This is a genomic window from Pseudarthrobacter siccitolerans, from assembly GCF_030823375.1.
Taxonomy (GTDB): Bacteria; Actinomycetota; Actinomycetes; order Actinomycetales; family Micrococcaceae; genus Arthrobacter; species Arthrobacter siccitolerans_A.
The window spans coordinates 2,494,890-2,517,409 of record NZ_JAUSXB010000001.1; the positions used below are offsets into that span (position 1 = coordinate 2,494,890).

General features: G+C 65.5%; 22 protein-coding genes. 17 read left to right on the forward strand and 5 right to left on the reverse strand.

Going from position 1 to position 22,520, the window contains the following annotated elements:
• Window positions 1–1,449, reverse strand: a complete 1,449-nt coding sequence (locus QFZ36_RS11625) for a DUF3375 domain-containing protein (RefSeq protein WP_306636590.1) — start codon at window positions 1,447–1,449, stop codon at window positions 1–3.
• A 231-nt stretch (window positions 1,450–1,680) separates the two neighbouring features.
• Between QFZ36_RS11625 and QFZ36_RS11630 the strand changes: the two genes are divergently transcribed.
• From QFZ36_RS11630 to QFZ36_RS11640, 3 genes are all read left to right on the forward strand, one after another.
• Window positions 1,681–1,983 (forward strand): hypothetical protein, encoded by a 303-nt coding sequence (locus QFZ36_RS11630; protein WP_306636591.1) that lies wholly within the window; start codon window positions 1,681–1,683, stop codon window positions 1,981–1,983.
• Window positions 1,984–2,044: 61 nt separating this feature from the next.
• Window positions 2,045–4,066, forward strand: a complete 2,022-nt coding sequence (locus QFZ36_RS11635; RefSeq protein ID WP_306636592.1) for an acyl-CoA dehydrogenase family protein — start codon at window positions 2,045–2,047, stop codon at window positions 4,064–4,066.
• A 63-nt stretch (window positions 4,067–4,129) separates the two neighbouring features.
• Entirely contained in the window at window positions 4,130–4,972 is an 843-nt protein-coding gene (locus QFZ36_RS11640) for a YrzE family protein (protein WP_306636593.1), read from the forward strand.
• Here QFZ36_RS11640 and QFZ36_RS11645 read toward each other — a convergent pair whose 3' ends face one another.
• Complete coding sequence (locus QFZ36_RS11645; RefSeq protein ID WP_306636594.1) at window positions 4,973–5,371, reverse strand: YchJ family protein; 399 nt, start codon at window positions 5,369–5,371, stop codon at window positions 4,973–4,975.
• 228 nt (window positions 5,372–5,599) lie between these two features.
• On the opposite strand from QFZ36_RS11645, the gene QFZ36_RS11650 reads away from it, so the two are divergent.
• The 5 genes from QFZ36_RS11650 to QFZ36_RS11670 all read left to right on the forward strand — a co-directional run bounded on the left by QFZ36_RS11650 (window position 5,600) and on the right by QFZ36_RS11670 (window position 9,935).
• On the forward strand, window positions 5,600–6,289 hold the full coding sequence (locus QFZ36_RS11650; protein ID WP_306636596.1) for a hypothetical protein: 690 nt from the start codon (window positions 5,600–5,602) through the stop codon (window positions 6,287–6,289).
• A 27-nt stretch (window positions 6,290–6,316) separates the two neighbouring features.
• Window positions 6,317–7,321, forward strand: a complete 1,005-nt coding sequence (locus QFZ36_RS11655; protein ID WP_306636598.1) for an aldo/keto reductase family protein — start codon at window positions 6,317–6,319, stop codon at window positions 7,319–7,321.
• Between the two features lie 21 nt (window positions 7,322–7,342).
• Window positions 7,343–8,191 carry an SDR family oxidoreductase gene (locus QFZ36_RS11660; protein ID WP_306639187.1) on the forward strand — a complete coding sequence of 283 codons (849 nt, stop codon included), beginning with the start codon at window positions 7,343–7,345 and terminating at the stop codon, window positions 8,189–8,191.
• Between the two features lie 138 nt (window positions 8,192–8,329).
• Window positions 8,330–9,469 carry a sulfite oxidase gene (locus QFZ36_RS11665; RefSeq protein ID WP_306636599.1) on the forward strand — a complete coding sequence of 380 codons (1,140 nt, stop codon included), beginning with the start codon at window positions 8,330–8,332 and terminating at the stop codon, window positions 9,467–9,469.
• 85 nt (window positions 9,470–9,554) lie between these two features.
• Window positions 9,555–9,935 (forward strand): RNA-binding S4 domain-containing protein, encoded by a 381-nt coding sequence (locus QFZ36_RS11670; RefSeq protein ID WP_306636601.1) that lies wholly within the window; start codon window positions 9,555–9,557, stop codon window positions 9,933–9,935.
• Window positions 9,936–9,944: 9 nt separating this feature from the next.
• Here QFZ36_RS11670 and QFZ36_RS11675 read toward each other — a convergent pair whose 3' ends face one another.
• Window positions 9,945–10,451: a hypothetical protein gene (locus QFZ36_RS11675; RefSeq protein ID WP_306636603.1), complete on the reverse strand. Its 507-nt coding sequence runs from the start codon at window positions 10,449–10,451 to the stop codon at window positions 9,945–9,947.
• A gap of 116 nt (window positions 10,452–10,567) precedes the next feature.
• On the opposite strand from QFZ36_RS11675, the gene QFZ36_RS11680 reads away from it, so the two are divergent.
• From QFZ36_RS11680 to QFZ36_RS11690, 3 genes are all read left to right on the forward strand, one after another.
• The gene (locus QFZ36_RS11680) at window positions 10,568–12,058 is read left to right on the forward strand and encodes an HNH endonuclease (RefSeq protein WP_373427040.1); all 1,491 of its coding nucleotides are present in this window, start codon (window positions 10,568–10,570) and stop codon (window positions 12,056–12,058) included.
• Window positions 12,059–12,173: 115 nt separating this feature from the next.
• On the forward strand, window positions 12,174–12,791 hold the full coding sequence (locus tag QFZ36_RS11685) for a uracil-DNA glycosylase (RefSeq protein WP_306636604.1): 618 nt from the start codon (window positions 12,174–12,176) through the stop codon (window positions 12,789–12,791).
• Window positions 12,792–12,804: 13 nt separating this feature from the next.
• Window positions 12,805–13,734 (forward strand): hypothetical protein, encoded by a 930-nt coding sequence (locus tag QFZ36_RS11690; protein WP_306639191.1) that lies wholly within the window; start codon window positions 12,805–12,807, stop codon window positions 13,732–13,734.
• 13 nt (window positions 13,735–13,747) lie between these two features.
• Here the strand turns inward: QFZ36_RS11690 and QFZ36_RS11695 are convergent, their stop codons facing one another.
• Together QFZ36_RS11695 and QFZ36_RS11700 are read right to left on the reverse strand one after the other, a co-directional pair.
• Window positions 13,748–15,010: a type II toxin-antitoxin system HipA family toxin gene (locus tag QFZ36_RS11695; RefSeq protein WP_306636606.1), complete on the reverse strand. Its 1,263-nt coding sequence runs from the start codon at window positions 15,008–15,010 to the stop codon at window positions 13,748–13,750.
• The gene (locus QFZ36_RS11700) at window positions 15,007–15,273 is read right to left on the reverse strand and encodes a type II toxin-antitoxin system Y4mF family antitoxin (protein WP_306636607.1); all 267 of its coding nucleotides are present in this window, start codon (window positions 15,271–15,273) and stop codon (window positions 15,007–15,009) included. Before QFZ36_RS11700 ends, QFZ36_RS11695 begins: the two co-directional genes overlap by 4 nt.
• A 335-nt stretch (window positions 15,274–15,608) precedes the next feature.
• Between QFZ36_RS11700 and QFZ36_RS11705 the strand changes: the two genes are divergently transcribed.
• From QFZ36_RS11705 to QFZ36_RS11730, 6 genes are all read left to right on the forward strand, one after another.
• A complete protein-coding gene (locus QFZ36_RS11705) occupies window positions 15,609–16,721 on the forward strand; it encodes a thermonuclease family protein (protein ID WP_306636609.1) in 1,113 nt (370 codons plus the stop codon).
• A 265-nt stretch (window positions 16,722–16,986) separates the two neighbouring features.
• Window positions 16,987–17,616, forward strand: a complete 630-nt coding sequence (locus QFZ36_RS11710) for a DedA family protein (RefSeq protein ID WP_306636611.1) — start codon at window positions 16,987–16,989, stop codon at window positions 17,614–17,616.
• A gap of 41 nt (window positions 17,617–17,657) precedes the next feature.
• Window positions 17,658–18,365, forward strand: a complete 708-nt coding sequence (locus QFZ36_RS11715) for a FadR/GntR family transcriptional regulator (RefSeq protein WP_306636613.1) — start codon at window positions 17,658–17,660, stop codon at window positions 18,363–18,365.
• A gap of 29 nt (window positions 18,366–18,394) precedes the next feature.
• Window positions 18,395–19,471 carry an asparaginase gene (locus QFZ36_RS11720; protein WP_306636615.1) on the forward strand — a complete coding sequence of 359 codons (1,077 nt, stop codon included), beginning with the start codon at window positions 18,395–18,397 and terminating at the stop codon, window positions 19,469–19,471.
• Between the two features lie 6 nt (window positions 19,472–19,477).
• Window positions 19,478–20,920 (forward strand): aspartate ammonia-lyase, encoded by a 1,443-nt coding sequence (locus QFZ36_RS11725; protein ID WP_306636617.1) that lies wholly within the window; start codon window positions 19,478–19,480, stop codon window positions 20,918–20,920.
• A 29-nt stretch (window positions 20,921–20,949) separates the two neighbouring features.
• The gene (locus tag QFZ36_RS11730; RefSeq protein ID WP_306636619.1) at window positions 20,950–22,464 is read left to right on the forward strand and encodes an amino acid permease; all 1,515 of its coding nucleotides are present in this window, start codon (window positions 20,950–20,952) and stop codon (window positions 22,462–22,464) included.
• Window positions 22,465–22,520 lie beyond the last annotated feature (56 nt).

Below are 22,520 nucleotides of genomic sequence, written 5' to 3' on the forward strand. Positions count from 1 at the left end.
TCAATCCTTCGGGAGGGTGACCAGCGGCAGGTAGGCCCTGCGCGTGGTGCCGTCGATCTGTTCGAAGTCCAGGGCGTCCACCGCTTGGGTGTTGAAGGCAGCGCCTTCGTGCAGGGCGTGCGAGAGGAGTGCCCGGATGCTGTTGATGTGCTGTTCCTCCGGCGGCAGCTGCTGCCACGCCTCGGAGAGGGTGGACGCGCCGGCCATGGCGGACCGCACCACCGCGGGCTTGGCTTTGCCGGTCCTCGGCGAGCGCACGCGGTCGGAATCGCTGAAGGCAATGGGGTCGGCCAGTTTGGGCGGCGCCGCGAACTCGTCCGGATCAAAAAGCTTCACCATGGACAGCGACTCGAATCCCGCGTTGAAGAGCACAGGGCCAGGCACCAGGCCGGGGCGTTCCCGTTCGTACGGAAGGGACCGGATGGCCTGCTCCGCTTCCCGCAGGACCTGCCGGAGCCGGACCGACTGGCGGAAGTCGTCGCTTTGGACGTACGTGTTGAGGCTTTCGCTGAGCTTGCCGTAAATCCGCTGGATCTGGCTGTGCTGCTGCCGGAGTTCGGCCACCAGGTTCTTCAGGGTTTCCCGGTCCTCAGGCGAAAGGTCGTCCGCGAACTGCCGGCTGAGGACTTCGCCGATAGCAGACCGGAACCGCAACTGCTGTTGCGGGTCCTCAAGGAACGCGGTGAAGGAACGGAAGGTCCGGCCTTCCGGGCTCTGGCGGAGCCGCTTGTCAGCTTCCAGGACCTGGGCCATGGTGGCGCCCTTGGTCAGTGACTCCTCGATGATCTGGTTGCGCAGCCCGCCCACCAGCTCCTCGATCCGGTCACGCATCTTCTTGTAATCGGCCGGCAGGCTCGCCGCGAGGTCCAGGATGTTCCCGGCAGCCTCCACGGCTTCGTCGTCATCAAGCAGGCCGTCGAACTCGCCTGTGCTGATGTCCTGGATCAGCTGCTGGCGCTCCTCGATCTCGTCTTCCAGCGCCTCGAGGCGGGCGCTCTGGTCCGGGTTGGTCTCGTTGGCGAGCTTCTCCACGTCGCCAAGCAGCGTGCCCAGGCGGGAACCGTTGAGGGTGGAGCGGTCACTGGAAAGGCTGTCCAGGAACGCGAGCACACGTGCCGCCGGCTCGGTGACCTCGTACACGATCTGCCCGGACTGGTTCCGCCGCGTCAGGAACTGCCGCCGCGTCCACTCGTCGCCGAAGGTTTTCCCGTTGGCCCCGCCGCCCAGCCCGGGCTCCTGCCGCCGGAGCTCCTCAAGGAAGGAGTCGACGTCGGCATGGAATTCCTCGAGCGGAAGCTGCGGCCGGGTGCGGGCGAAGGATGCCTGCAGCACCGCGATCACCCAGGGTGCGGAGCGCGTAAGGGCCCAGGCAGGTCCTTTGGTGAGGAGCTCGAGGTCCCGGAGCCGGGCGCTGATGGCGTCAGCGGATGACCTGGCGGAGCGGGGCACACACTCTCCTTGGACTGTTTATATGGGCTGGGGCAGGGGCACTGATGGAAAAGTGCCAAGTACAAGGTTAACGCAGGCCCCCGCAACCACCCCGTGACCTACTCAGCCGTAGTATTTCGATCCAATATCAACAGTCACATCTGCCCCATCCGCCCCTAGCCTGGGCCGCAACCTGCCCCTACGCTCGTGCTTACTGACTTCAGGCCAAGCAACGTCGCAGCAGGGGGATTCATGCAGTTCGATCTAAGCTCGGTGGAAACCGCAACCTTGGTATTCATCGGCACGCTCGTATTCGGCCTTATTTTGGCGGCCTTCGTCCTGGTGGCGGGACTGGTGGCACTGGTGCTGCTGGGCGCCGGAAAGCTCAGCTGGACGGTGGTTTCCCTGGCGCTCTTGACAGTGGTCCACGGCATCAACGCGGGCTGGGAGCGGCTGGTGCACCACACGGCCGCAATCGACGCCGGCGGGGACTTTCAGGCGCAACCCACCCCTAGCACCGGAACCTACCCGCGGGTAATATTGAGAGACAGCTAAAGGGTTCTCCAACCCGGCGGATCCTATGGCTACGAAAGCCATCCGGCCAAGGAGATAACCCATGAGCTCCGCCACTGACAGCCCCTCAAAAACCACCACCAGCCCGGCAGCGGACGCCCCCACAGAGGACACCCCGGTACCGGCCGGCAAAATCGGCGCCGGCGTCTCCGCGGATGAGGCACGCGCCGTCGCGGAGGCTGCCCGGGAGTCCGGCTGGGACCGTCCCAGCTTCGCCAAGGGCCTCTACCTCGGCAGTTTCGACCTCAGCCTGGTCCACCCCTGGCCCACCCCCGACCCCGCAGACGTGGAACGGGGCGAGGCCTTTATGGACCGCCTGACGGAATACGCCGGCACCATGGACGGCCGGATCATCGAGCGCGACGCCCGGATCCCTGACGAATACCTCAAAGGCTTGGCGGATCTGGGCGTTTTCGGCATGAAGATTCCGGCCGAATATGGCGGGCTGGGCCTGTCGCTGGTGTACTACGGCCGGGCACTGGCCCTGCTGGGCAGCGTCCACCCAAGCCTCGGCGCCCTCCTATCCGCGCACCAGTCCATCGGGGTGCCCGAACCCGTCAAAGTCTTCGGCACTGCAGGGCAGAAGCAGGAGTTCCTGCCGCGCTGCGCGGCCGGCGCCGTCACCGCATTCCTCCTCACCGAACCTGACGTGGGAAGCGATCCCGCCCGGATGGGCAGTACTGCAATGCCAACGGACGACGGCGGGGCGTACCTCCTGGACGGCGTCAAGCTGTGGACCACCAACGGCGTCATTGCCGAGTTGGTGGTGGTGATGGCTGTAGTGCCGGCCCACACCGACGGGGACGGCACCAGGCACAAGGGCGGCATCAGCGCCTTCGTGGTAGACATGGATTCGCCGGGCATCACCGTGGAAAACAGGAACGCCTTTATGGGCCTGCGCGGCATCGAGAACGGGGTGACCCGCTTCCACCAGGTGCGCGTCCCCGCAGCGAACCGGCTGGGCCGGGAGGGCCAGGGCCTCAAGATCGCCCTCACCACCCTGAACACGGGCAGGCTATCCATCCCGGCCCTCTGCGTGGCGTCCGGCCGCTGGAGCCTGAAGATCGCACGGGAGTGGTCGAACGCCAGGACCCAGTGGGGCCGGCCCGTGGGCGAGCACGAGGCCGTGGGCAAGAAGATCGCCTTCATTGCCGCGTCCGCCTTTGCCCTGGACGCGGTCTTCGAGCTCTCCGCCGAACTGGCCGACGCCGGCCAGAAGGACGTGCGGATTGAAGCCGCCCTCGCCAAACTCTGGGCCACGGAGATCAGCTGCCGGATCGCCGACGAACTGGTGCAGATCCGCGGCGGACGGGGCTTCGAGACGGCCGAGTCGCTGGCCGCGCGCGGTGAACGCGCGGTGCCTGCCGAGCAACAGCTGAGGGATCTCCGCATCAACAGGATCTTTGAGGGTTCATCGGAAATCATGCGGCTGCTCATTGCCCGGGAAGCCGTGGACGCCCACCTGGCCGCCGCGGGAGACCTGGCATCCCTGAACGCGAGCCTGTCCGATAAGGCGAAGGCCGCCGTCGGCGCTTCCGGCTTCTACGCCCGCTGGCTGCCCAAACTGGTGGCCGGGGCGGGCATGGACCCGCGCTCCTACGGTGAGTTCGGGCGGCTGGCCAAGCACCTGCGCTTCGTTGAGCGCTCGTCTCGCCGGCTGGCCCGGCAGACGTTCTATGGCATGGGCCGCTGGCAGGCCAAGCTGGAACGCAAGCAGGCATTCCTTGGCCGCGTGGTGGACATCGGCGCGGAACTGTTCGCCATGACCGCCTGCTGCTCGCGGGCAGAGATGCTGCTCCATACCGCCCCTGAAAAGGCCGCGAGCGCCTACGAGCTTGCCGAGGCCTACTGCGAGCAGGCACGGGTGCGCGTGGAGGAGTACTTTGACCAGCTGTGGCGGAACACGGACGACGCCGACCACCGGCTCACCCGCAAGGTCCTCGCCGGAGATTACACCTGGCTGGAGGCCGGGGTGTTGGACCAGTCTGAAGGCACCGGGCCCTGGATCGCCGACGCCTCCCCTGGCCCGTCCCAGCGGGAAAACCTGCACCGCAACTACCGCTGATTCACGGGTCACAAAATAGTAAGCATCCTTGCTATCTCTGTGAAGCGATGGTTGAGTGGAGCCATGAGCAGCGCAACAAACCCCGAGAACCTGCCTCCGCGCCGAGCCCGCGAGGATACTGACGGCAACGGAAGCTACCGCGCCGCCCCGGCCGGCGACGATTCGACGCGAACCTTTGACCAGGTGCCGGCCACCGACGCGGGAACTACGTCCACCTACGAACAGGTACCGGCGGCCCGGAACGAGCGGGCTACGGCCGCGTACGCCGAGCGGGACTACGTCCCCGCGGCTGCGGCGCCGGCCGTTGATCCGAATCTGACGGACAGGCAGACCGCCGTGGCCCGCGAAAAGGAGCAGTTCGGCGGTATCAAGGTGGGCTCGGCGTTCTTTGGTTGGCTGACTGCCACCGGCATGGCCGTGCTCCTGACGGCCCTCGTGGCCGCGGCTGGGACAGCTGTAGGCCTGGCCACCAATACGGACGTCAATGAGGCGGTAAACCAGGCGGCCTCGAACAGCGGCACCGTTGGCCTGGTGGGCATCATTGTGCTGCTGGTCATCCTGTTCCTCTCCTACTACTGCGGCGGTTACGTGGCAGGACGCATGGCGCGGTTCAACGGAGTCAAGCAGGGACTGATGGTATGGATCTGGGCGCTGATCGTTGCGGTCCTCGTTTCCATCCTGGGGCTCGTGGCCGGGCAGCAGTTCAACGTGCTGGCCAACCTCAACAGCTTCCCGCGGATCCCCATCAACGAAGGCCAGCTCAACACCATGAGTATCGTCGCCGCCGTGGTGGTCGCCCTGGTGGCGCTGGTGGGGGCCGTACTCGGCGGACTTGCCGGCATGCGGTTCCACCGCAAGGTGGACAAAGCGGGCTTCACCCCGCGGGAAGATTACGACGACGAGTAGTCAGGCCAGGATCTTTCCGTCCAGGTAGAACCAGCGGCCGTTTTCCCGCACAAAGCAGCTCACCTCGTGCAGGACGCCGCGGTCACCGCCGTGCCGGTAGTAGGCCTTGAACTCCACCGTGCCCTGGACATCCAGCGGACCCCCGCGGTCGGTGGACACGATGTCCAGGCGCCGCCACTCGATCTCCGGATCCAGGTCCAGGTCCTTCGGGGCTTCCGAAGGGTGCCAGGTCCGCCGCAGGTAACTCTCATCAAGGAGCACGAATGCGCTGTAGCGGGACCGCATCACCTGCTCCGCGGTGGCTGCTTCTGCCGTTCCCGAATGGAACCTGCCACAGCACTTCCGGTACTGCTCACCGGACAGGCACATGCAGTTCCTGCTTCCCAGGTCCTCGGCCATCGGCGCTCCTGCCTTCTTCTCCCGGCCGCACCGCGCGGGCCCGGCATGCCAGTTCGACTATAGGCCCGAGGCCCTTGTCATATCGGATAACAGCTTTGAAACAACCCTGGGCGGCGCCGGGGGTCCGGCGGCGCCGCGCGGTAAAAATCCGTATGGTGGAGAAGGAGTTGTTGCCCTGGCCCCGTGGTGCCGGTGCGGGCTTCGCTGACGGCAGAGAGGAGAGATGACGTGGAACATCCGGATACGCTCATCCTCAACCTGACCTTTTTGGGCACCGTGGGCATGGCATTCCTGATGTTCCTGGTCCTCTTCCTGCTGGGCGTCATCACCCTCGTCCTCGCGGGGATCGGGCGGCTTACCGCCGTCACCCTGATGGCCTTGTTCGGGAGGCGCTTCCGCAGGGGAAACCATCCCCCCTTCCGCTCTGGCAGGCAGGCCACGGCAACGTCCGACGACGGGTCCCCGGCATCCGCGGCACCCGGCCGCCCGCCCCGCGACTGGCGGGCCGCGCTGAAGCCGGCTCGCCTGCGCAAGACGCTGCGCACCGCCGTCGTGCACCATCCCGCCCTGGCGGCCGCGCGCCGCGAGCCCCCTGTCCTTGCTGAGGATTGGGCATCAGCCGTTGCAGAGGCGGACGCGCGGGCCATGGCGCGGGCACGTGCCGCCGCCCCCGAAATCAAGCTTTCCGTGCGGGACCTGCCGGACCCGCATGTTCCTGCCGAGAAGGTGGTCGAAATCGCGCCACTCGTAGAGTCGAAACTCGATGACCCCCGTCACGCACACGTCGCACGGTCGTTTAAGAAGCAGGAACTTCCCCAGCCGCTGTCGCCGCTGGATACGGGATCACTTGTTTCCCTGTCCGGCCCGGTACAGGTGCTCAAGGGCAGGGCCACCAACGGCAAACAGCCCTTACCCTGAGCAACCATCTGGGTTAGCGTGAAACCCATGGAATTCAGATACCTCGGAAACAGCGGCTTCAAAGTCTCAGAAATCACTTTCGGCAACTGGCTCACCCACGGCTCCCAGGTGGAGAACGACGTCGCCTCCCAGTGCGTGCGGGCCGCCCTCGATGCCGGCATCAGCACGTTCGACACGGCGGACGTTTACGCCAACACCGCGGCCGAAACTGTCCTCGGCGAAGCCCTGAAGGGCGAGCGCCGCGAGTCCCTGGAGATCTTCACCAAGGTCTTCGGCCCCACCGGCCCCAAGGGCAAAAACGATCTGGGCCTGTCCCGCAAGCACATCATGGAGTCCATCAACGGCTCGCTGCGGAGGCTCCAGACGGATTATGTGGACCTCTACCAGGCCCACCGCTACGACTTCGAAACGCCGCTGGAAGAGACCATGCAGGCGTTCGCTGACATCGTCCGGCAGGGCAAGGCGCTGTACATCGGCGTCAGCGAGTGGACCGCGGAGCAGCTGCGCGAGGGCCACGCGTTGTCCAAGGAACTCGGCTTCCAGCTCATTTCCAACCAGCCGCAGTACTCCATGCTGTGGCGCGTCATCGAAGCAGAGGTTGTGCCGGCGTCCGAGGAGCTGGGCGTCTCGCAGATCGTCTGGTCCCCCATGGCCCAAGGCGTCCTCAGCGGCAAGTACCTGCCCGGCCAGCCGGCTCCCGAAGGCAGCCGAGCCACGGACGAGAAGGGCGGCGCCAAGATGATCCAGCGCTGGATGCGCGACGACGTCCTGGCCGGCGTGCAGGAACTGAAGCCCGTCGCGGAGGAAGCCGGGCTCTCCATGCCCCAGCTCGCCGTCGCCTGGGTGCTGCAGAACCCCAACGTGGCCTCTGCAATCATCGGCGCGTCCCGGCCCGAGCAGATCGCCGACAGCGTTGAGGCCGCAGGGGTGACACTGGAACCGGACGTCCTGAAGAAGATCGACGACGCCATCGGGTCCCTGGCCGAGCGGGACCCTGCGCAGACCAAGTCCCCGGCCGGGCGTGAAGCCTAGGATTCCTGGGTGACTGACGCCATGGACCTGGCGGACCTCGCTGTCACCGGTTCAACCGGCGGCCTGGGCGGAATGGTGGCACGGCAGCTCGCCGCGGCCGGTTCCGCCCAGCGCCTGCTGGTCCGAGACGCCGGCCGCGCGCCGGAGCTGGAGAACGCCAGGCCCGTAGTGTGCAGTTACGCGGACTCCGCTGCTGCGCGGCAGGCCTTGGAGGGGGTGAGGGTGCTGTTCATGGTGTCCGCCGCCGAAACGGAGGACCGGGTGCAGCAGCATTACGCCTTTGTGGACGCCGCGGCCGACGCGGGGGTGCAGCATGTCGTTTACACGTCCTTCTACGGTGCGGCCCCGGACGCCACCTTCACGCTGGCCCGGGACCATTACGCCACGGAGCAGCGCATCCAGGATTCCGGCATGGACTACACCTTGCTGCGAAACAACTTCTACCTGGACTTCCTGCCGCTCCTTTGCGGCGAAGACGGCGTGATCCGCGGGCCCGCCGGGGAGGGCGTATTTTCCGCAGTGGCGCGCGAGGACATCGCACGCTGTGCCGTAGCAGTGGTGCGGGATCCAGCAATCCACAAGGGCAAGACCTACAACCTCACGGGCCCGGAGGAACTCACCATGGCTGAGGCTGCCCGGATCCTCACCGCAGGAACCGGGCGGACCATCACCTACCACCCGGAAACCACGGAGGAAGCGTACGCATCCCGGGCCTCGTATGGTGCGCCGCCCTGGCAGGTGGACGCGTGGGTGAGTACCTACACCGCCATGGCCGCCGGGGAGATGGCCGGGATCTCCCCGGACATCCACGGGCTGACGGGGCAGGACCCCCTGAGCCTGTCCGAGTTCCTGAAGCGGCCGCAGCTGTAGCGGCTGCAGGTTTGGCCGGCGGGCGTTGACGCGGGCGTTGACGGGCCGGCGGCGTGGGCGTAAACCTGATGCAACGGGCGCTGCCCCGGGCAGCACCCGAAGCCGCAGGAATCCGAGTGCCAGCAGAATCGCAGCGCCATGACCCAAATCCAGCCAAATCCACAGTCCACCCTTCCCGCTACGGCCCCGAAACAGCAGGTGTCTGCCCCCGCCGGCCCCGCAGCCGGACCAACCACCGGACCGCTCACTCCGGAGGAACTCCAACTGGGCGCCCGCAACCACTCCATGCCCCTGGAAGCCCTTCGCCGTGATATCACTCCGCCGGGCCTCCACTACGTGCTCACCCATTTCGACATCCCGTTTATCGACAACGGGGCCTGGCACCTGCGGGTCAACGGCGCGGTGGAGCGTGCCCTCGAACTGAGCATGCCGGCGCTGCGCAGGGACCCCGCCATTACGGTGCCGGTGACGCTGGAGTGCGCGGGCAACGGCCGCTCGCTCCTGAAGCCGCGGCCACTGAGCCAACCGTGGGTGCTTGAAGGAGTGGGCACGGCTGCCTGGACCGGGGTTCCGCTCGCCTATCTCCTCGGGAAGGCGGGGATCCTTCCGCACGCAGTGGAAGTGGTGTTCACCGGCGCTGATGCCGGGATCCAGGGCGGCGTCACCCAGCGGTACGCTCGGAGCCTGCCGATCCGTGAGGCGATGCGTGCCGACATCGTACTTGCTTACAAAATGAACGGCAGCGAACTGCCGCCCCAGCACGGATACCCTCTCCGGCTGGTGGTGCCGGGCTGGTACGGCATGACGAGCGTGAAGTGGCTGGAATCCATCGAAGTGGTCACCGCGCCTTTTGGCGGCTACCAGCAGCAGGTCGCGTACCGCTACCAGGATTCAGCAGACGACGCCGGCACACCGGTTTCACGGATCAGGGTACGTTCGCTGATGGTTCCGCCGGGCATGCCGGACTTCTTTACGCGGAACCGGGTGATGCCGCGCGGTCCCGTGATGCTGCAGGGCAGGGCCTGGTCCGGGCACGGGGCCATTACTGCTGTTGAAGTAGGGATTGACGGCACGTGGCTGCCCGCGCAGCTGGAAGAATCTGCCGGCGGCTTCGCGTGGCGGAAATGGACACTGCCATGGGTGGCGGATCCGGGCGAACATGAGCTCACGTGCCGTGCCACCGATGCCAGTGGCGCCACCCAGCCCCTGGAGCAGAACTGGAACTACCAGGGGCTGGGCAACAATGTGGTGCAGCGGGTCAGCGTCAGGGTGGAATAGGCCCGGGGCGGTTCTAGGCCCGGGCCGGTTCAGATGGCGACTGCTCGGAGGAGTCCCGCTGCCGGGGCTATACTCGGTGCCAGCCATGACCAGCCTTCCTTCCTCCCCCGCCAGCGTCCGAATTGATGCGTGGCTGTGGGCCATCCGCGCATACAAGACCCGCTCGGCGGCAACCGCCGCCTGCCGTGCAGGGCACGTCCGGCTGAACGGAAGCCCGGCCAAGGCTTCTGCCACGCTCGTCAACGGGGACAGCGTCACCGTCCGGATGTCCGGTTACGAACGGATCCTTGAGGTGCGCCGGCTGATCAACAAGCGCGTGGGCGCGGAGGCCGCTTCCCACTGCTTCACCGACCACACACCGCCGCGTCCGGCAGCCCCCGCACTGGGCCTGCCGCAGCGCGACCGCGGCGCGGGACGGCCCACTAAGAAAGACCGGCGCGAGATGGAACGGCTGCGCGGGGCCTGACGGGCCTGGTTAGTTCTTCACCCGCGCGCGCACCAGGTTCGCGAACGGCAGTTTCCCGTACTCCTCGATAAAGGCTGTGTGGTACTCCGCTTCGGCTTTGCTGAGGGCTTCGGGGGGCAGTTCCATCCAGGCAATTAATAACTGCCCGGCGTCCTTGAGTTGCCAGACCAGGCGCCCATCCCAGTGCCCCGGCGGTTTACCTTGCCCGAAGTCCAGGAACTCCTGGATCTGCCTCCTCAGGCCGCGGTTGCCTTTGCTGCCTGGACCGGCCTTGCCCAGATAAAGGACGACGGCGGCCTCCACCCACGCGGCTGCAAGCTCCGGCTCCTGCAGCGACGGATCCTTCTTCTTAAATACACCTGCGGTGCTCTTCTTCAGGAAGTCCGGCTGGAACCCGTCCGGCCTCAGGACAGCGAAGATGCCCGTTCCCTGCGGGACCCGCGTGGCATCGAGGTCTTTGCCGGACCTAAAGCCCGCAAAGCCTTCATCTTTCAGGCCCTTCCTGGTGAACTGCATCCCTACATTGAACAGCATGGGCCCGGGGCGGTTGCTGCTTTATTCACAGCGGCTGGTTATCCACATAGGGCGCGAGGGTTCGTGCCTATGGCTGGGCCTGCTGGAAGACTTTGTTTATGGAAGCGGATCAGTTATCGGCAGGGGCGGTCCCGGTGGTGAAGCGTGCTGTGCCTTCTGTTGCTGATGTCCTTGCATTGCTGGCTGCTGTTCCTGTCGCTGACGACGGAGCCGGAAAGATTGATCAGATGCGGGAATTCGAGGACGTGAAGTCCGCGGTCGCCGCGAAACAGGCCCGGATTGCCGTTGCCTATGACCTTGAGGTGCGGCGGGAACAGTCAGCGGCCGGTATCCCGGCCGCTGAACTCGGCGCCGGGGTAGGCGCCGGGGTAGGCGCGCAAATCGCCCTGGCCCGGCGAGAGTCCCCGGCACGCGGCGGCAGGCTGCTGGGCCTGGGGAAAGCCCTGGTCACCGAGATGCCCCACGCGTTCGCGGCACTTCAGAGCGGGCAGCTGAGCGAGTGGCGGGCCATCCTGATCGTGAAGGAAACCGCCTGCCTGTCCGCCGAAGACCGGGCCGCGGTGGACGAAGAAATCGCCGCGGACACCGGCACCCTGACCGGCTGCGGGGACCGGGCCATCACCGCCGCCGTCCGCACCGCCGCCTACCGGCGCGACCCCCAATCCTTCGCGAAACGGGCTTCCCATGCCGTGGCGGAACGGACCGTCAGCCTGCGCCCGGCACCGGAAACCATGGCCTACCTGACCGCGCTGGTCCCGGTCGCGCAGGGCGTCGCCGCCTACGCAGCCCTCACCCGGCACGCAGACGCCCTCAAATCTTCCGGCGATGAGCGGTCCAAGGGCGCCATCATGGCCGACGAACTGATCGAACGCATCACCGGCACCCCGGGCGGCTACACCGGCATCGACCTCCAGCTCGTCATGACCGACCGGACCCTCTTCCAAGGCGACAGCGAACCCACCCGCCTCACCGGCTACGGCACCGTTCCAGGTGAATGGGCCAGGAAAGCATTCACAGGAGAACTGCTGGCCGGTGGAGGATCTGGCGTCGCCGCCATCGGACCAAAAGGTCCGGAGACGGGAGCACGTGGTTCCGGGCCTGTTGGCGATGCGTACAGTGCCGGGTTCAACGTCTGGCTTCGCCGGCTATACACAGCACCAACCAATGGGGAACTCGTCGCGATGGACTCCAAGGCCCGGCTCTTCCCGCCTGGGCTCCGCCGGTTTATTCAGGTACGGGATGACACCTGCCGCACCCCGTACTGCGACGCGCCGATCCGCCACCTGGACCACGTCATCCCTTGGCATGACGACGGACAGACCACCAGTGTCAACGGCCAAGGCCTCTGCGAAGCCTGCAACCACACTAAAGAAACACCAGGCTGGGCCGCAAAGCCGGTAACCTGGCCAGGGCAACGGCACACGGTGGAACTCCAAACTCCCACCGGGCACACTTACCGATCAACCGCCCCGCCCCTGCCCGGGGCTCCCTTGCCTGCGGCTGCTAAGCCGGCCTCCCGCCGTCGACGGAGATTACGGCACCGGATGAAAGCGCTCAAACGCGCCCATAAGACGCGATTACCGGTGTGAGCACAACCTCCGCAGCAGAAGGGAGACAACACTTCCCCTGCCCACCCTCTAGGCCGGAAGCGTAGAGTGGCCTAAGACGCCTGATTCTGGACGCCTTGCTGCTGAGGGAGAAATCGTGACGATTGACTGGGACGAAAAGAAAGCCCTGCTACAGGAACCGAACATCGCGAAGGTAACCCAGCTTTGCGACGAACTGATGGAAAAGAAGCCGGGCTCCACCGTTCCCTACATCGACCCGGTGCACGACGAGGATGAATGCCGGATCGTCAGCCTGCAGGTCAGCCCCGGAAAAGGCACCGAATCCGGCTTCGTCTCGCACTACAACGATGACGAAGCGGCCCGCCGCGCCACCCAGATTTACGAGCTCGCTGAGCTCGATTCCCGCTACGTTATGCCTTGGAACGCGTACCCCTGGGTCCGTGATCCGGGGATGCCCTCGGCGCTGAGCGTGCAGGAAAAAACTGATGGCCTGCGGCCCTTCCGCCAGTTCCTCAAGATCAACTCCCGGGTTTCAGCCATCATCGCCCACGGCACGGACGCCTCCACCTTCCTCACCCTGTTCGAGAAGACCTACCATTCGTCGCTGAAGAACAGCGGCATCAAGGTTTACAAGGCCACGGCCCTCGGGGGCCGGGCCTTTGCTGTCTCCGAAGCCAAACAGGAAGAGCTGCTGGCCAAGAACGTGGAAATCTATAAGGACGCCATGCAACGGGCAGGCATCCAGCACCTTTGAGCCCTTGATGCCAATGGATGTCCTCGATTGGCTGCTCGACGGTGACCCTGCCATCCGCTGGCAGGTCCTGCGCTACCTGACGAATGCTTCGCCTGGGGAGGTTCAGGCCGAGCGGGACCGCGTCGCCACCGAAGGCTGGGGCGCCAGGCTGCTCGCACTGCAGGGGATGGACGGTCAATGGGCAGGCGGCACTTACTGGCCGGCGAACGACGACGGCCCCGGCCAGCCTTGGACGGCGACCACCTACACCCTGCTGCTCCTGCGGGACTTCGGCCTGAACCCCAACAGCCGCGAAGCGAGGCATGCGGTAAAGCTGGTCCGCAGCAACAGCCGTTGGGAAGAAGGTAACCAGCCCTTCTTCCAGGGCGAAGTGGAACCGTGCATCAATGGCATGGTCGTGGCACTCGGAGCCCACTTCGGAGAGAACGCGGACCAAGTAGTTGAGCGGTTGATCCGCGAACAACTCGACGATGGCGGCTGGAACTGTGAGGCCGAGAGAGGCTCCACCCGTTCCTCCTTCCACACCACCATCTGCGTTTTAGAGGGCCTTCTTGAATATGAGAGGGCCACAGGGGGAACGCCGGGATCCCGCAAAGCCCGGCACCGGGGAGAGGAGTACCTGCTGGAGCGCGGGTTGCTGCGGCAGAAGTCCACCGGCGGGCTGATCAGCAGGGACTGGCTGAAGTTCTCCTACCCGACACGCTGGTTCTACGACGTCCTCCGCGGGCTCGACTACTTCCGGGCCGCCGGCGGCAACCCGGACCAGCGGCTGGAGGAGGGCATCGAAGTAGTGACATCCAACCAGCAGCCGGACGGCAGGTGGCTGCTGGAAAACACCCACCCCGGGAGCGTCCACTTCGCAATGGAGGACGGCGACGGACAACCAAGCCGGTGGAACACCCTCCGCGCTCTGCGCGTACTGCGGTGGTATCAGGGCGGCTAAGCCACGCCCGTGCTCACCCTTCCATCAGCCTGCGGCGGTGCTTCAACTCCTTGACCCACGCCCTGGTGACCAAGTCAGGAAACGGCGATCCGCCGTCGTCATTGCGCTTTGTCCCGGCTCCGCCCAAGCCACGAAAAGCCGTCCCCGACTCGAGGTCCGCAATCAACGGTCCCGACGCCTTGAGCGCGATCTCCGCCACCTGGGCGGCCGCGCGGTCCGCGAGTCCCAGCTCGGAGGCCCAACCCAGGAACTGGCGGCGCGAAATCCCCGTCCGCTTTCCGTTTATGGTCAAGGCAAGGGTCTTATCTCCGTAAACCACGGTGGAAGGGATGTCGTACACCGGGGCGATGGTCCACTCCCCGTGTGACTGCTGCACCATCGATACGTTCTTCGCGTGCAGGTCTCCGTTACCTGTCAGCCAGGCGTACGCTGCCTGGATCGCCAGGTTCCGGAGCGCCGGAAGCGGCGCGGAGCAGTGGTCCGCGAGCGCGTGGCACACCTGGCCGTACCCCACGTTGTACTTGTCGGCAGGATAGAGCTTCAGCACCTGCGCGCCGTCCTCAACGGCAAGGCGCCGAAGGTCCCGCAGCCCTGATCCTGGTTCTGTCCCCGGCTCTGGCACACGGTCAAAACGCTCCACCAGCAGCCCCGGCCGGCCGGCAATATCCCGGATCAGCTGAACGCGGCTGAGCGGGATCCGAAGCTTGGCGGCGTAACGGAACATCACCAGCTCGTTCTCGACGACGTGCGGGAACTCGGGCGCATTTAGCTTCAGGATGAACTGCCGGCCGGCATTGGCCACCGGCAGCGAAATCATTCCCGCGGACAACTTATCCTGTACCCCGGCGAGGGCTACAGGATCAATGAGGTCCGGATCACCGAGCAGCTGGTCAAAGTCCAAGGCCTGCTGCGGATCCAGCTGGACCGCGTGCTCATCCCTGTTCAGGGGTTCGCCATGCCCGACGATCTGAACGTCTCCGACAGGATTGCCGCCGGCTGCAATCAGGAGGGACAGGTCATCGTCCGCGCTGGTCTTGATGGAACGTCGCAGGGCGTTGAGCCGGCGGCCCTCCGGCAGCAGACCGGTGAAATACGGCGGGGCGGCCCCGGCGCCGGAGAGGACTGGTTGGCTGGTGAGCGGCAGGGAAGTGGCGACGGCGGGACCACCGGAGGTGAGATAGCCCGGCATATAGCTGAACCTGGTACCGCCGTCGTGCCGCTCGAGCCGCGCGGCGAGCACGCCCGCCTTGTAGATATCGGCAATGCGGTGCCTCACGGCCGGGCTTCCTCGGGGCTCGCCGTCATCGTGCCTTGCCGGGCAGAGGCGCCTGTCCGCGTAGTCAGCTGGAGGTCCAGACCGAGAGTATCCAAAAGCGCCAGGAGTGAGTCGAGCTGGACGCTCTGTTTGCCTTGTTCAACGAACCGCACGAAGCGCTCCGACACCCCGGCCAGCTGGGCGAGATCCTGCTGCGTCAGGCGCAGGATAGCGCGGCGGGACCGGGCTTCGGCGGCAAGATGGTTCGAAAAGGATGCCTTCATCGAATCTCCCCCTCCGGCACGAACGTTCCGATTAGTGATGCTGCCTCAATTCTATGGGCACCCCCATTCTGGTCAACAGCTATCTTTCGGAACGAACGTTCCGGAGAGTGGCGTGCAGACTACTGCAACTTGCGGCCGCCTATTTCCGCTCCTGCTCCAGCCACGGAATCCGCGCCGTCCGCAGGCAGGGCAGAGAACTCTCCCGATCTTGAGCTTCTCTTGAGGAAGCCTTGCGTCAGGACGTTCAGCATAAATGTAGAAAACTTCCAGGTTCTCCTAGGTTGGATCCTCTACGCCCTGAAGCATCTGGCCGTAAGTGCTAAGGAAAGCTCTGAATGAAAAACCTGATTGTGGCTTCGCTCGCCACGGCCGCACTGATTGCGGGATCCATATCAGTAGGTGCAGCTGCAAACGCAGATTCCGGAACGGTGGTGCGGGTAGTCGACGGTGACACTCTAATCGTCTCCATCAACAATGGTGATCACACCATTCGACTTCTGAATGTGGACACGCCTGAAACAAAGGACCCCAATCAGCCGGTGGAATGCCTTGGCCCGCAAGCCTCGAAGTACTTGGAAGAGACGCTTCCGAAAGGCACTCAAGTAAGGCTGGAATTTGATGTCGAACGGCACGACAAATACGGCCGCACGCTGGCCGGGGTTTTTGCTCCGGACGGTTCTCTCGTGAATGCCGAGATTGCAAGGGAAGGGCTGGGGATACCGGTGCAGTTCGGCGAAAACCGCAAGTTCCTTCCCCCCGTGCAGGCAGCCTATGAGGAAGCCCGGACCGCGCAGGCCGGCCTGTTCTCTGATGAGATCGAGTGCACGCTGCCCGCGAAGCTGGCAGAGACAACCAAAGCACTGGAAGAAGCAGCCGGAACTGCGCCGGCAACAACGTCGGCGGCCGCAAGCACGGCGGCGTCGGTACTGGTCACGAAGCTGGCCGCCGCCAAATCCCTCAGAGCCATCTTTAGCGCAACCAAGGACGCCAACAGGGCGATCTACTGGGCTGGGCTTTCCGTTGCTGCCACCACGGCCGGCCTCGCCGTTCTCGATAACAAGATCGCCACGGGGGAGCAGAAGAGGGACGAATTCAAGTCACAGCAGTCGACGTTGGCGGCAGCTGAAAAGAAGGCTGAAGAAGAACGGCTGGCAGCAGAAGCCCGCGCCGCCGCAGAAAAGAAGGCCGCTGAGGAACGCGAAGCCGCTGAGAAGAAGGCGGCCGATGAAGCAGCAGCCGCCGCAAAGACCGCTGCAGAGGAAGCCGCCCGCCAGGCCGCGGCAGAAGCAGAGCGGCTTCGGAGACTGCCCGCACCTGCGCCTTACGTGGCCCCGGCTCCCCGGCCATATGTTCCGCCCGCACCGGCGCCCTATGTACCACCGGCACCCTCCAAATACACAGGGCCTCGGTGTTATGCACCGGGCGGGAAGACCTGGAGCCCCTGCTAAATAAATAGCGAAAGCGAACGGGTCCCAGGCATTCTTGGGACCCGTTGGCGTCTGAAGCAGGAGTCTCTTATGGATTACTTGTCCGCCTCGGCGCTTTTTCGGCGCTCCTCGATGCTCTGGGCAACATTGAGGACCGCATCCTCCGAGCTGGTACACCTGATCGAGAAACGCAAGCGGAACGTTATGTACACCAGCTTCCTCGACGAACTCGGCGAGCTGGAGGAAATCAGCTCCATTTCCTGCACCTCAGGCCTAGGATGTCCCCATGACGGCCTTCGTCGACGGCCTCCTGAACGTCAGCCCGCTGGTGGCCTACATCGCCGTCTTCTGCTTGGTCTTCGCCGAAGACGCGTTGTTTGTCGGCTTCGTCATTCCCGGTGAGACGGCGGCCGTGCTGGGCGGGGTGGTGGCCAGCCGCGGTGAAGTGCAGCTGGCTGCCATGATGATCGTTGCGGTGCTGGCCGCGGTCCTGGGCGACACAGTGGGCTACGAGGTGGGCAAGCATTTGGGTTCCCGGTTCTCCAGGTCCCGGGCACTATCCAGGCACCAGAAGCAGATGACGAAGGCCGAAGACTTCCTGCAGCGCAAGGGCGGCTGGGCGGTCTTCCTGGGCCGTTTCATCGCCTTCTTCCGGGCAGTGATGCCCGCCCTGGCCGGCACGTCCCGGATGCCCTACAGACGATTCCTGGTTTTCAATGCGGCGGGAGCCCTTGTCTGGGGCGCTGGCTTTGTCCTCCTCGGGTACCTCGCGGGCAACTCCTACGAGGCAGTGGCGAAGGCAGCCGGCCGGGACATCGCCGTCGTGATCGCCGTGCTGGCCGTGGCCGGGCTCATAGCCTGGCACTTCGGTTCCCGGCGGCAGCGCCAGCGCGCAGCCCGCCAGCCGGAGAGGTAGGAAAGTTTGACAGGCACTGTGACGCCTGCCATATTTAAAGCGTGAACCTGTCAGACAGCCGGACAGCAGGACAGCCTGCGGCCCTTCCGCTCGCACGGCTTAGTGCTGCCGAAGCGGTGTTCAACGCCATCCGCCAAGACATCGAGTCCGGCCGGCTGGGAGTGGGCAGCAAGCTCAACTCGGAAGCAACTCTTTCCCAGCAATATGCAGTTAGCCGCTCGGTGATCCGGGAAGCACTCCGCTCCTGTACCGCGCTGGGCCTCACGGTAACCAAAACGGGCAAGGGCACATTCGTGGTCGCCAACAAAGTGGCCAACGATCTCACCCTGGGCCAATACTCGGCCCGGGACCTGACCGAAGCACGCCCACATATCGAGGTTCCCGCAGCCGGGATGGCCGCGGAGCGCCGCAGCAAAGAGGAGCTTGAAACCCTCCGCCACATTGTTGCTGCCATGGCCACCGAAACCGATCCGGAATCCTGGGTAGCCCTGGACTCGAGCTTCCACGCCGCCATTGCCCGCGCAAGCGGCAACAAAGTATTCGCCAGCGTGGTGGCGGACATTCGCGGTGCCCTGGCCCACCAGTCCGAAACGCTGAACATGGTGGCGGACCGGAAGCACGCCTCAGACGTGGAACACCAGGAAATCTTGTCCGCCATCGAGGCTGGCTCTGCCGAAATAGCGCGTGACGCCATGGCCCGGCACCTGCAGGCCGTGGGCCTTGCCCTCGACTCCATCCTTAACAACTAACGACCGCAACAAAACCACCCAAGGATCCCATGCCCTCCCCTGTGTTTTCCGCTGCCCGCACTGCTGCCCCGGCAGAACTGGCCCTGCCGCAGCACCAGCCCCTGGTCGCCGCAATTCGTGACGGTCTGGTGGAAAGTGTGCACTACGGTTCGGCGATTGCCGTTGCGGCTAACGGAGCACCTCTGGCGTCTGCGGGCGATCCCCTCGTGCCGTTTTATCCCCGGTCCTCTCTCAAGCCGCTCCAGGCCGTGGCCATGGTCCGCGCCGGGCTCCAGCTGCCGGCCGATCTCCTTGCCTTGGCCGCGGCAAGCCACTCCGGCGCAGCGGAGCACCGCGAAGGGGCGCTCCGCATCCTCGAGCTGCACGGATTGAGCGTCAGCGACTTCGAGAACAGCACCGACCTCCCCTACGGCGTGAACGAGCGCGAAGAATGGCTGCGCAACGGCGGCGGACCCACCCAGCTCACCCAGAACTGCTCCGGAAAGCACGCCGCCATGGCCGCCACCTGCGTCATCAACGGCTGGCCGGTAGAGGGCTACCTGGATCCCTCCCACCCCCTGCAGCGGCTTGTAGCCGAAACGGTCAGGGAGCTGACCGGTGAGGAGCCCTTCGCCCTCAGCACCGACGGCTGCGGTACACCACTGTTCGCCCTGACGCTCCGCGGCATGGCCCGCGCGTTCGGACGCATCGCGTTCGCTGCGGCAGACTCCCTGGCAATAAACGACGACGGCGGGCAGGCTGCCCAGAGTGCGGAAGCCGCCGTCGGACTCGCCATGCAGCGGCATCCGGAGATGGTAGCCGGGGAAGGCCGCGACGTCACCGAGCTGATGCGCCTGCTGCCGGGTTCGGTGGCGAAGGACGGCTTTGAAGGCGTACAGGTGGTGGGCCTGGCGGATGGCAGCGCCGTCGCCGTGAAGATTTCCGACGGCGGCGACCGCGCCCGCATGCCCGCCACCGTGACCCTGCTCGGGGCGAGCGGCGTGGACACCGCGCCGCTCGCCGCCATCGCAACCGCCCCGGTCCTCGGTGGGGGCCACCAGGTGGGCCTGCTGCAGGCCACCGACTTTTTGAACCAACCGTCCGCACCCGTCAACGAAGCCCTGTAAGGACACATGACTGCCATCGACACCGCCGGGAACCCAGCACAACCGGCTGCACCCACACGGACCCGGTCCGAACACGATCTCCTCGGGGACCGGGACGTCCCCGCCAGCGCTTACTGGGGCGTGCACACGCTCCGGGCGGTGGAGAACTTCCCCATCACCGGCCAGAAACTGTCCTCGAACATGCACCTGGTCCGTGGCCTGGCAGCGGTCAAGCTCGCCGCAGCCCGCACCAACCGCGAACTCGGACTGCTGGACCCCGAACGCGCCGACGCCATCGAGCAGGCCTGCCAGGACATCCTGGCCGGCGAACTCGCCGACCAGTTCGTGGTGGACGTCATCCAAGGCGGTGCCGGGACGTCGTCGAACATGAACGCCAATGAGGTCATCGCCAACCGCGCCCTCGAAATCCTCGGCCACCCCAAGGGCAACTACGCCCGGCTCCACCCCAACGACCACGTGAACCTCTCCCAGTCCACCAACGATGTGTACCCCACCGCCGTGAAGCTGGGCACCATCTTCGCCGCCCGGGAACTGCTGGACGCACTGGCCGAACTCGAGGAAGCCTGCGCCTCCAAGGCGCTGGAATTCCGCACGGTGGTCAAAATGGGCCGCACCCAGCTGCAGGACGCCGTGCCCATGACCTTGGGACAGGAATTCGGCACCTACGCCATCACCATCGGCGAGGACCGGCTCCGCCTCGCCGAAGCCGAACTGCTGATCCACGAGATCAACCTCGGCGCCACCGCCATCGGCACCGGCCTCAACGCCCCGGCAGGCTACGCCGAAACCGCGTGCCGGCACCTGGCCGAAATCACCGGACTTCCGCTGGTCACCGCCGTCGACCTCATCGAGGCCACCCAGGACGTGGGCGCCTTCGTGCATCTCTCCGGAGTGCTCAAACGCGTCGCCGTCAAGCTCTCCAAAATCTGCAACGACCTCCGCCTGCTCTCCTCCGGCCCCCGCGCCGGCTTCGGCGAAATCAACCTGCCGGCGGTCCAGTCCGGCTCCTCCATCATGCCCGGCAAGATCAACCCGGTGATCCCGGAAGTGGTCTCCCAGGTGGCCTACGAGGTAGTCGGCAACGACGTCACCATCACCATGGCCGCCGAAGCCGGGCAGCTACAGCTCAACGCCTTCGAACCCGTCATCGTCCACAGCCTCCACAAGAGCATCTCCCACCTGGAAGCAGCCTGCCGCACCCTCACGGCACGCTGCATTCGGGGCATCACCGCCAACACCGCGCACCTCCGCCGCACGGTGGAGCAGTCCATCGGCCTGGTCACCGCCCTGAATCCCCACCTGGGCTACGCCACCGCCACCGCCATCGCGCAGGAAGCACTCGCCACCGGCAAGGGCGTCGCCGAACTCGTCCTCGAACACGGACTCCTCACGGACACCCAGCTCCAGGAACTCCTCAGCCCCGAACGCCTCGCCAACCTCAGCAAGTAGTCCCCGACCGCCCCCTGAAGGACCCAGCCATGACAAACTCCCCCATACCCGACCACCTCATTGACGGCGGGCACGCGCACGCGTCCGAGACTTCCCTGCACGCGGAGGACAAGGGCTACCACAAGAACCTCAAGCCCCGGCAGATCCAGATGATCGCGATCGGCGGCGCGATCGGCACCGGCCTGTTCCTGGGCGCCGGCGGCCGGCTCAACGCCGCCGGACCGTCCCTGGTCATCGCCTACGCCGTCTGCGGATTCTTCGCGTTCCTGATCCTCCGCGCCCTGGGCGAACTCGTCCTCCACCGCCCCTCCTCAGGCTCCTTCGTCTCCTACGCCCGGGAATTCTTCGGCGAAAAAGCCGCGTTCGTCTCCGGCTGGTTCTACTGGATCAACTGGGCCACCACCACCATCGTGGACATCACCGCCGCCGCCCTCTACATGCACTTCTTCGGCAACTACATCCCCTGGATGGCCGACGTCCCGCAGTGGGCCTGGGCCCTGACCGCTCTCGTCGTCGTCCTCGCCCTGAACCTCGTCTCCGTCAAGGTCTTCGGCGAAATGGAATTCTGGTTCGCCCTGATCAAGGTCGCCGCCCTGGTCATCTTCCTCATCGCCGGCACCTACTTCGTCATCTTCGGCACCCCCGTGGACGGCCAACAAGTCGGCCTGAGCCTGCTCTCGGACAACGGCGGGATCTTCCCCAACGGCCTGCTGCCCATGATTATCCTCATGCAGGGCGTCCTGTTCGCCTACGCCTCCATCGAACTGGTCGGCACCGCCGCCGGCGAGACCGAGAACCCCGAAAAGATCATGCCCAAAGCCATCAACTCCGTGGTCTTCCGCATCGCCGTGTTCTACGTCGGCTCCGTCATCCTCCTGGCCCTGCTCCTGCCCTACACCTCCTACGTCAAAGGCGTCAGCCCCTTCGTGACGTTCTTCGGCTCCATCGGCATCCAGGGCGTGGACGTCATCATGAACCTCGTCGTCCTCACCGCCGCCCTGTCCTCGCTGAACGCCGGGCTCTACTCCACCGGCCGGATCCTGCGCTCCATGTCCGTCAACGGCTCCGCCCCCAAGTTCGCCTCCCGCATGAACAAAGCCGGCGTCCCCTACGGCGGGATCGCCATCACCGCCGGCGTGTCCCTCCTGGGCGTCCCGCTGAACTACCTCGTCCCGGCCGAGGCCTTCGAAATCGTCCTCAACGTCGCCTCCGTCGGCATCATCATGACCTGGGCCACCATCGTCCTGTGCCAAATCCAGCTCAAACGCTGGGCCGACAAAGGCTGGCTGGCCCGCCCCTCCTTCCGGATGTTCGGCGCCCCCTACACCGGCTACCTCTCCCTGCTCTTCCTGGCGGGCGTGCTGATCATGGTGTTCATCGAATCCCCGCTCACCATGCTCGTCACCGCCATCGCCTCCGTCCTCATGGTGTTCGGCTGGTTCGCCTGCCGCAAACGCATCCACGAAATCGCCGAAACCCGCGAAGGCCACACCGGCCTCTCCCCGGTGGTCGCGAATCCGCCAGCTGCGACATTCAAGAAGTAATCCCGCTCTAGCGCGTACGACGGCGGCACCTGGGTTCTGATTTTGGAGAACCCAGG

Coding starts and splice junctions, on each gene's coding strand:
- QFZ36_RS11630 (WP_306636591.1), top strand. CDS start 1,681: ATGCAGTTCGATCTAAGCTCGGTGGAAACCGCAACCTTGGTATTCATC.
- QFZ36_RS11635 (WP_306636592.1), top strand. CDS start 2,045: ATGAGCTCCGCCACTGACAGCCCCTCAAAAACCACCACCAGCCCGGCA.
- QFZ36_RS11640 (WP_306636593.1), top strand. CDS start 4,130: ATGAGCAGCGCAACAAACCCCGAGAACCTGCCTCCGCGCCGAGCCCGC.
- QFZ36_RS11645 (WP_306636594.1), bottom strand. CDS start 5,371: ATGGCCGAGGACCTGGGAAGCAGGAACTGCATGTGCCTGTCCGGTGAG.
- QFZ36_RS11655 (WP_306636598.1), top strand. CDS start 6,317: ATGGAATTCAGATACCTCGGAAACAGCGGCTTCAAAGTCTCAGAAATC.
- QFZ36_RS11660 (WP_306639187.1), top strand. CDS start 7,343: ATGGACCTGGCGGACCTCGCTGTCACCGGTTCAACCGGCGGCCTGGGC.
- QFZ36_RS11665 (WP_306636599.1), top strand. CDS start 8,330: ATGACCCAAATCCAGCCAAATCCACAGTCCACCCTTCCCGCTACGGCC.
- QFZ36_RS11670 (WP_306636601.1), top strand. CDS start 9,555: ATGACCAGCCTTCCTTCCTCCCCCGCCAGCGTCCGAATTGATGCGTGG.
- QFZ36_RS11675 (WP_306636603.1), bottom strand. CDS start 10,451: ATGCAGTTCACCAGGAAGGGCCTGAAAGATGAAGGCTTTGCGGGCTTT.
- QFZ36_RS11680 (WP_373427040.1), top strand. CDS start 10,568: ATGGAAGCGGATCAGTTATCGGCAGGGGCGGTCCCGGTGGTGAAGCGT.
- QFZ36_RS11690 (WP_306639191.1), top strand. CDS start 12,805: ATGGATGTCCTCGATTGGCTGCTCGACGGTGACCCTGCCATCCGCTGG.
- QFZ36_RS11700 (WP_306636607.1), bottom strand. CDS start 15,273: ATGAAGGCATCCTTTTCGAACCATCTTGCCGCCGAAGCCCGGTCCCGC.
- QFZ36_RS11705 (WP_306636609.1), top strand. CDS start 15,609: ATGAAAAACCTGATTGTGGCTTCGCTCGCCACGGCCGCACTGATTGCG.
- QFZ36_RS11710 (WP_306636611.1), top strand. CDS start 16,987: ATGACGGCCTTCGTCGACGGCCTCCTGAACGTCAGCCCGCTGGTGGCC.
- QFZ36_RS11720 (WP_306636615.1), top strand. CDS start 18,395: ATGCCCTCCCCTGTGTTTTCCGCTGCCCGCACTGCTGCCCCGGCAGAA.
- QFZ36_RS11725 (WP_306636617.1), top strand. CDS start 19,478: ATGACTGCCATCGACACCGCCGGGAACCCAGCACAACCGGCTGCACCC.
- QFZ36_RS11730 (WP_306636619.1), top strand. CDS start 20,950: ATGACAAACTCCCCCATACCCGACCACCTCATTGACGGCGGGCACGCG.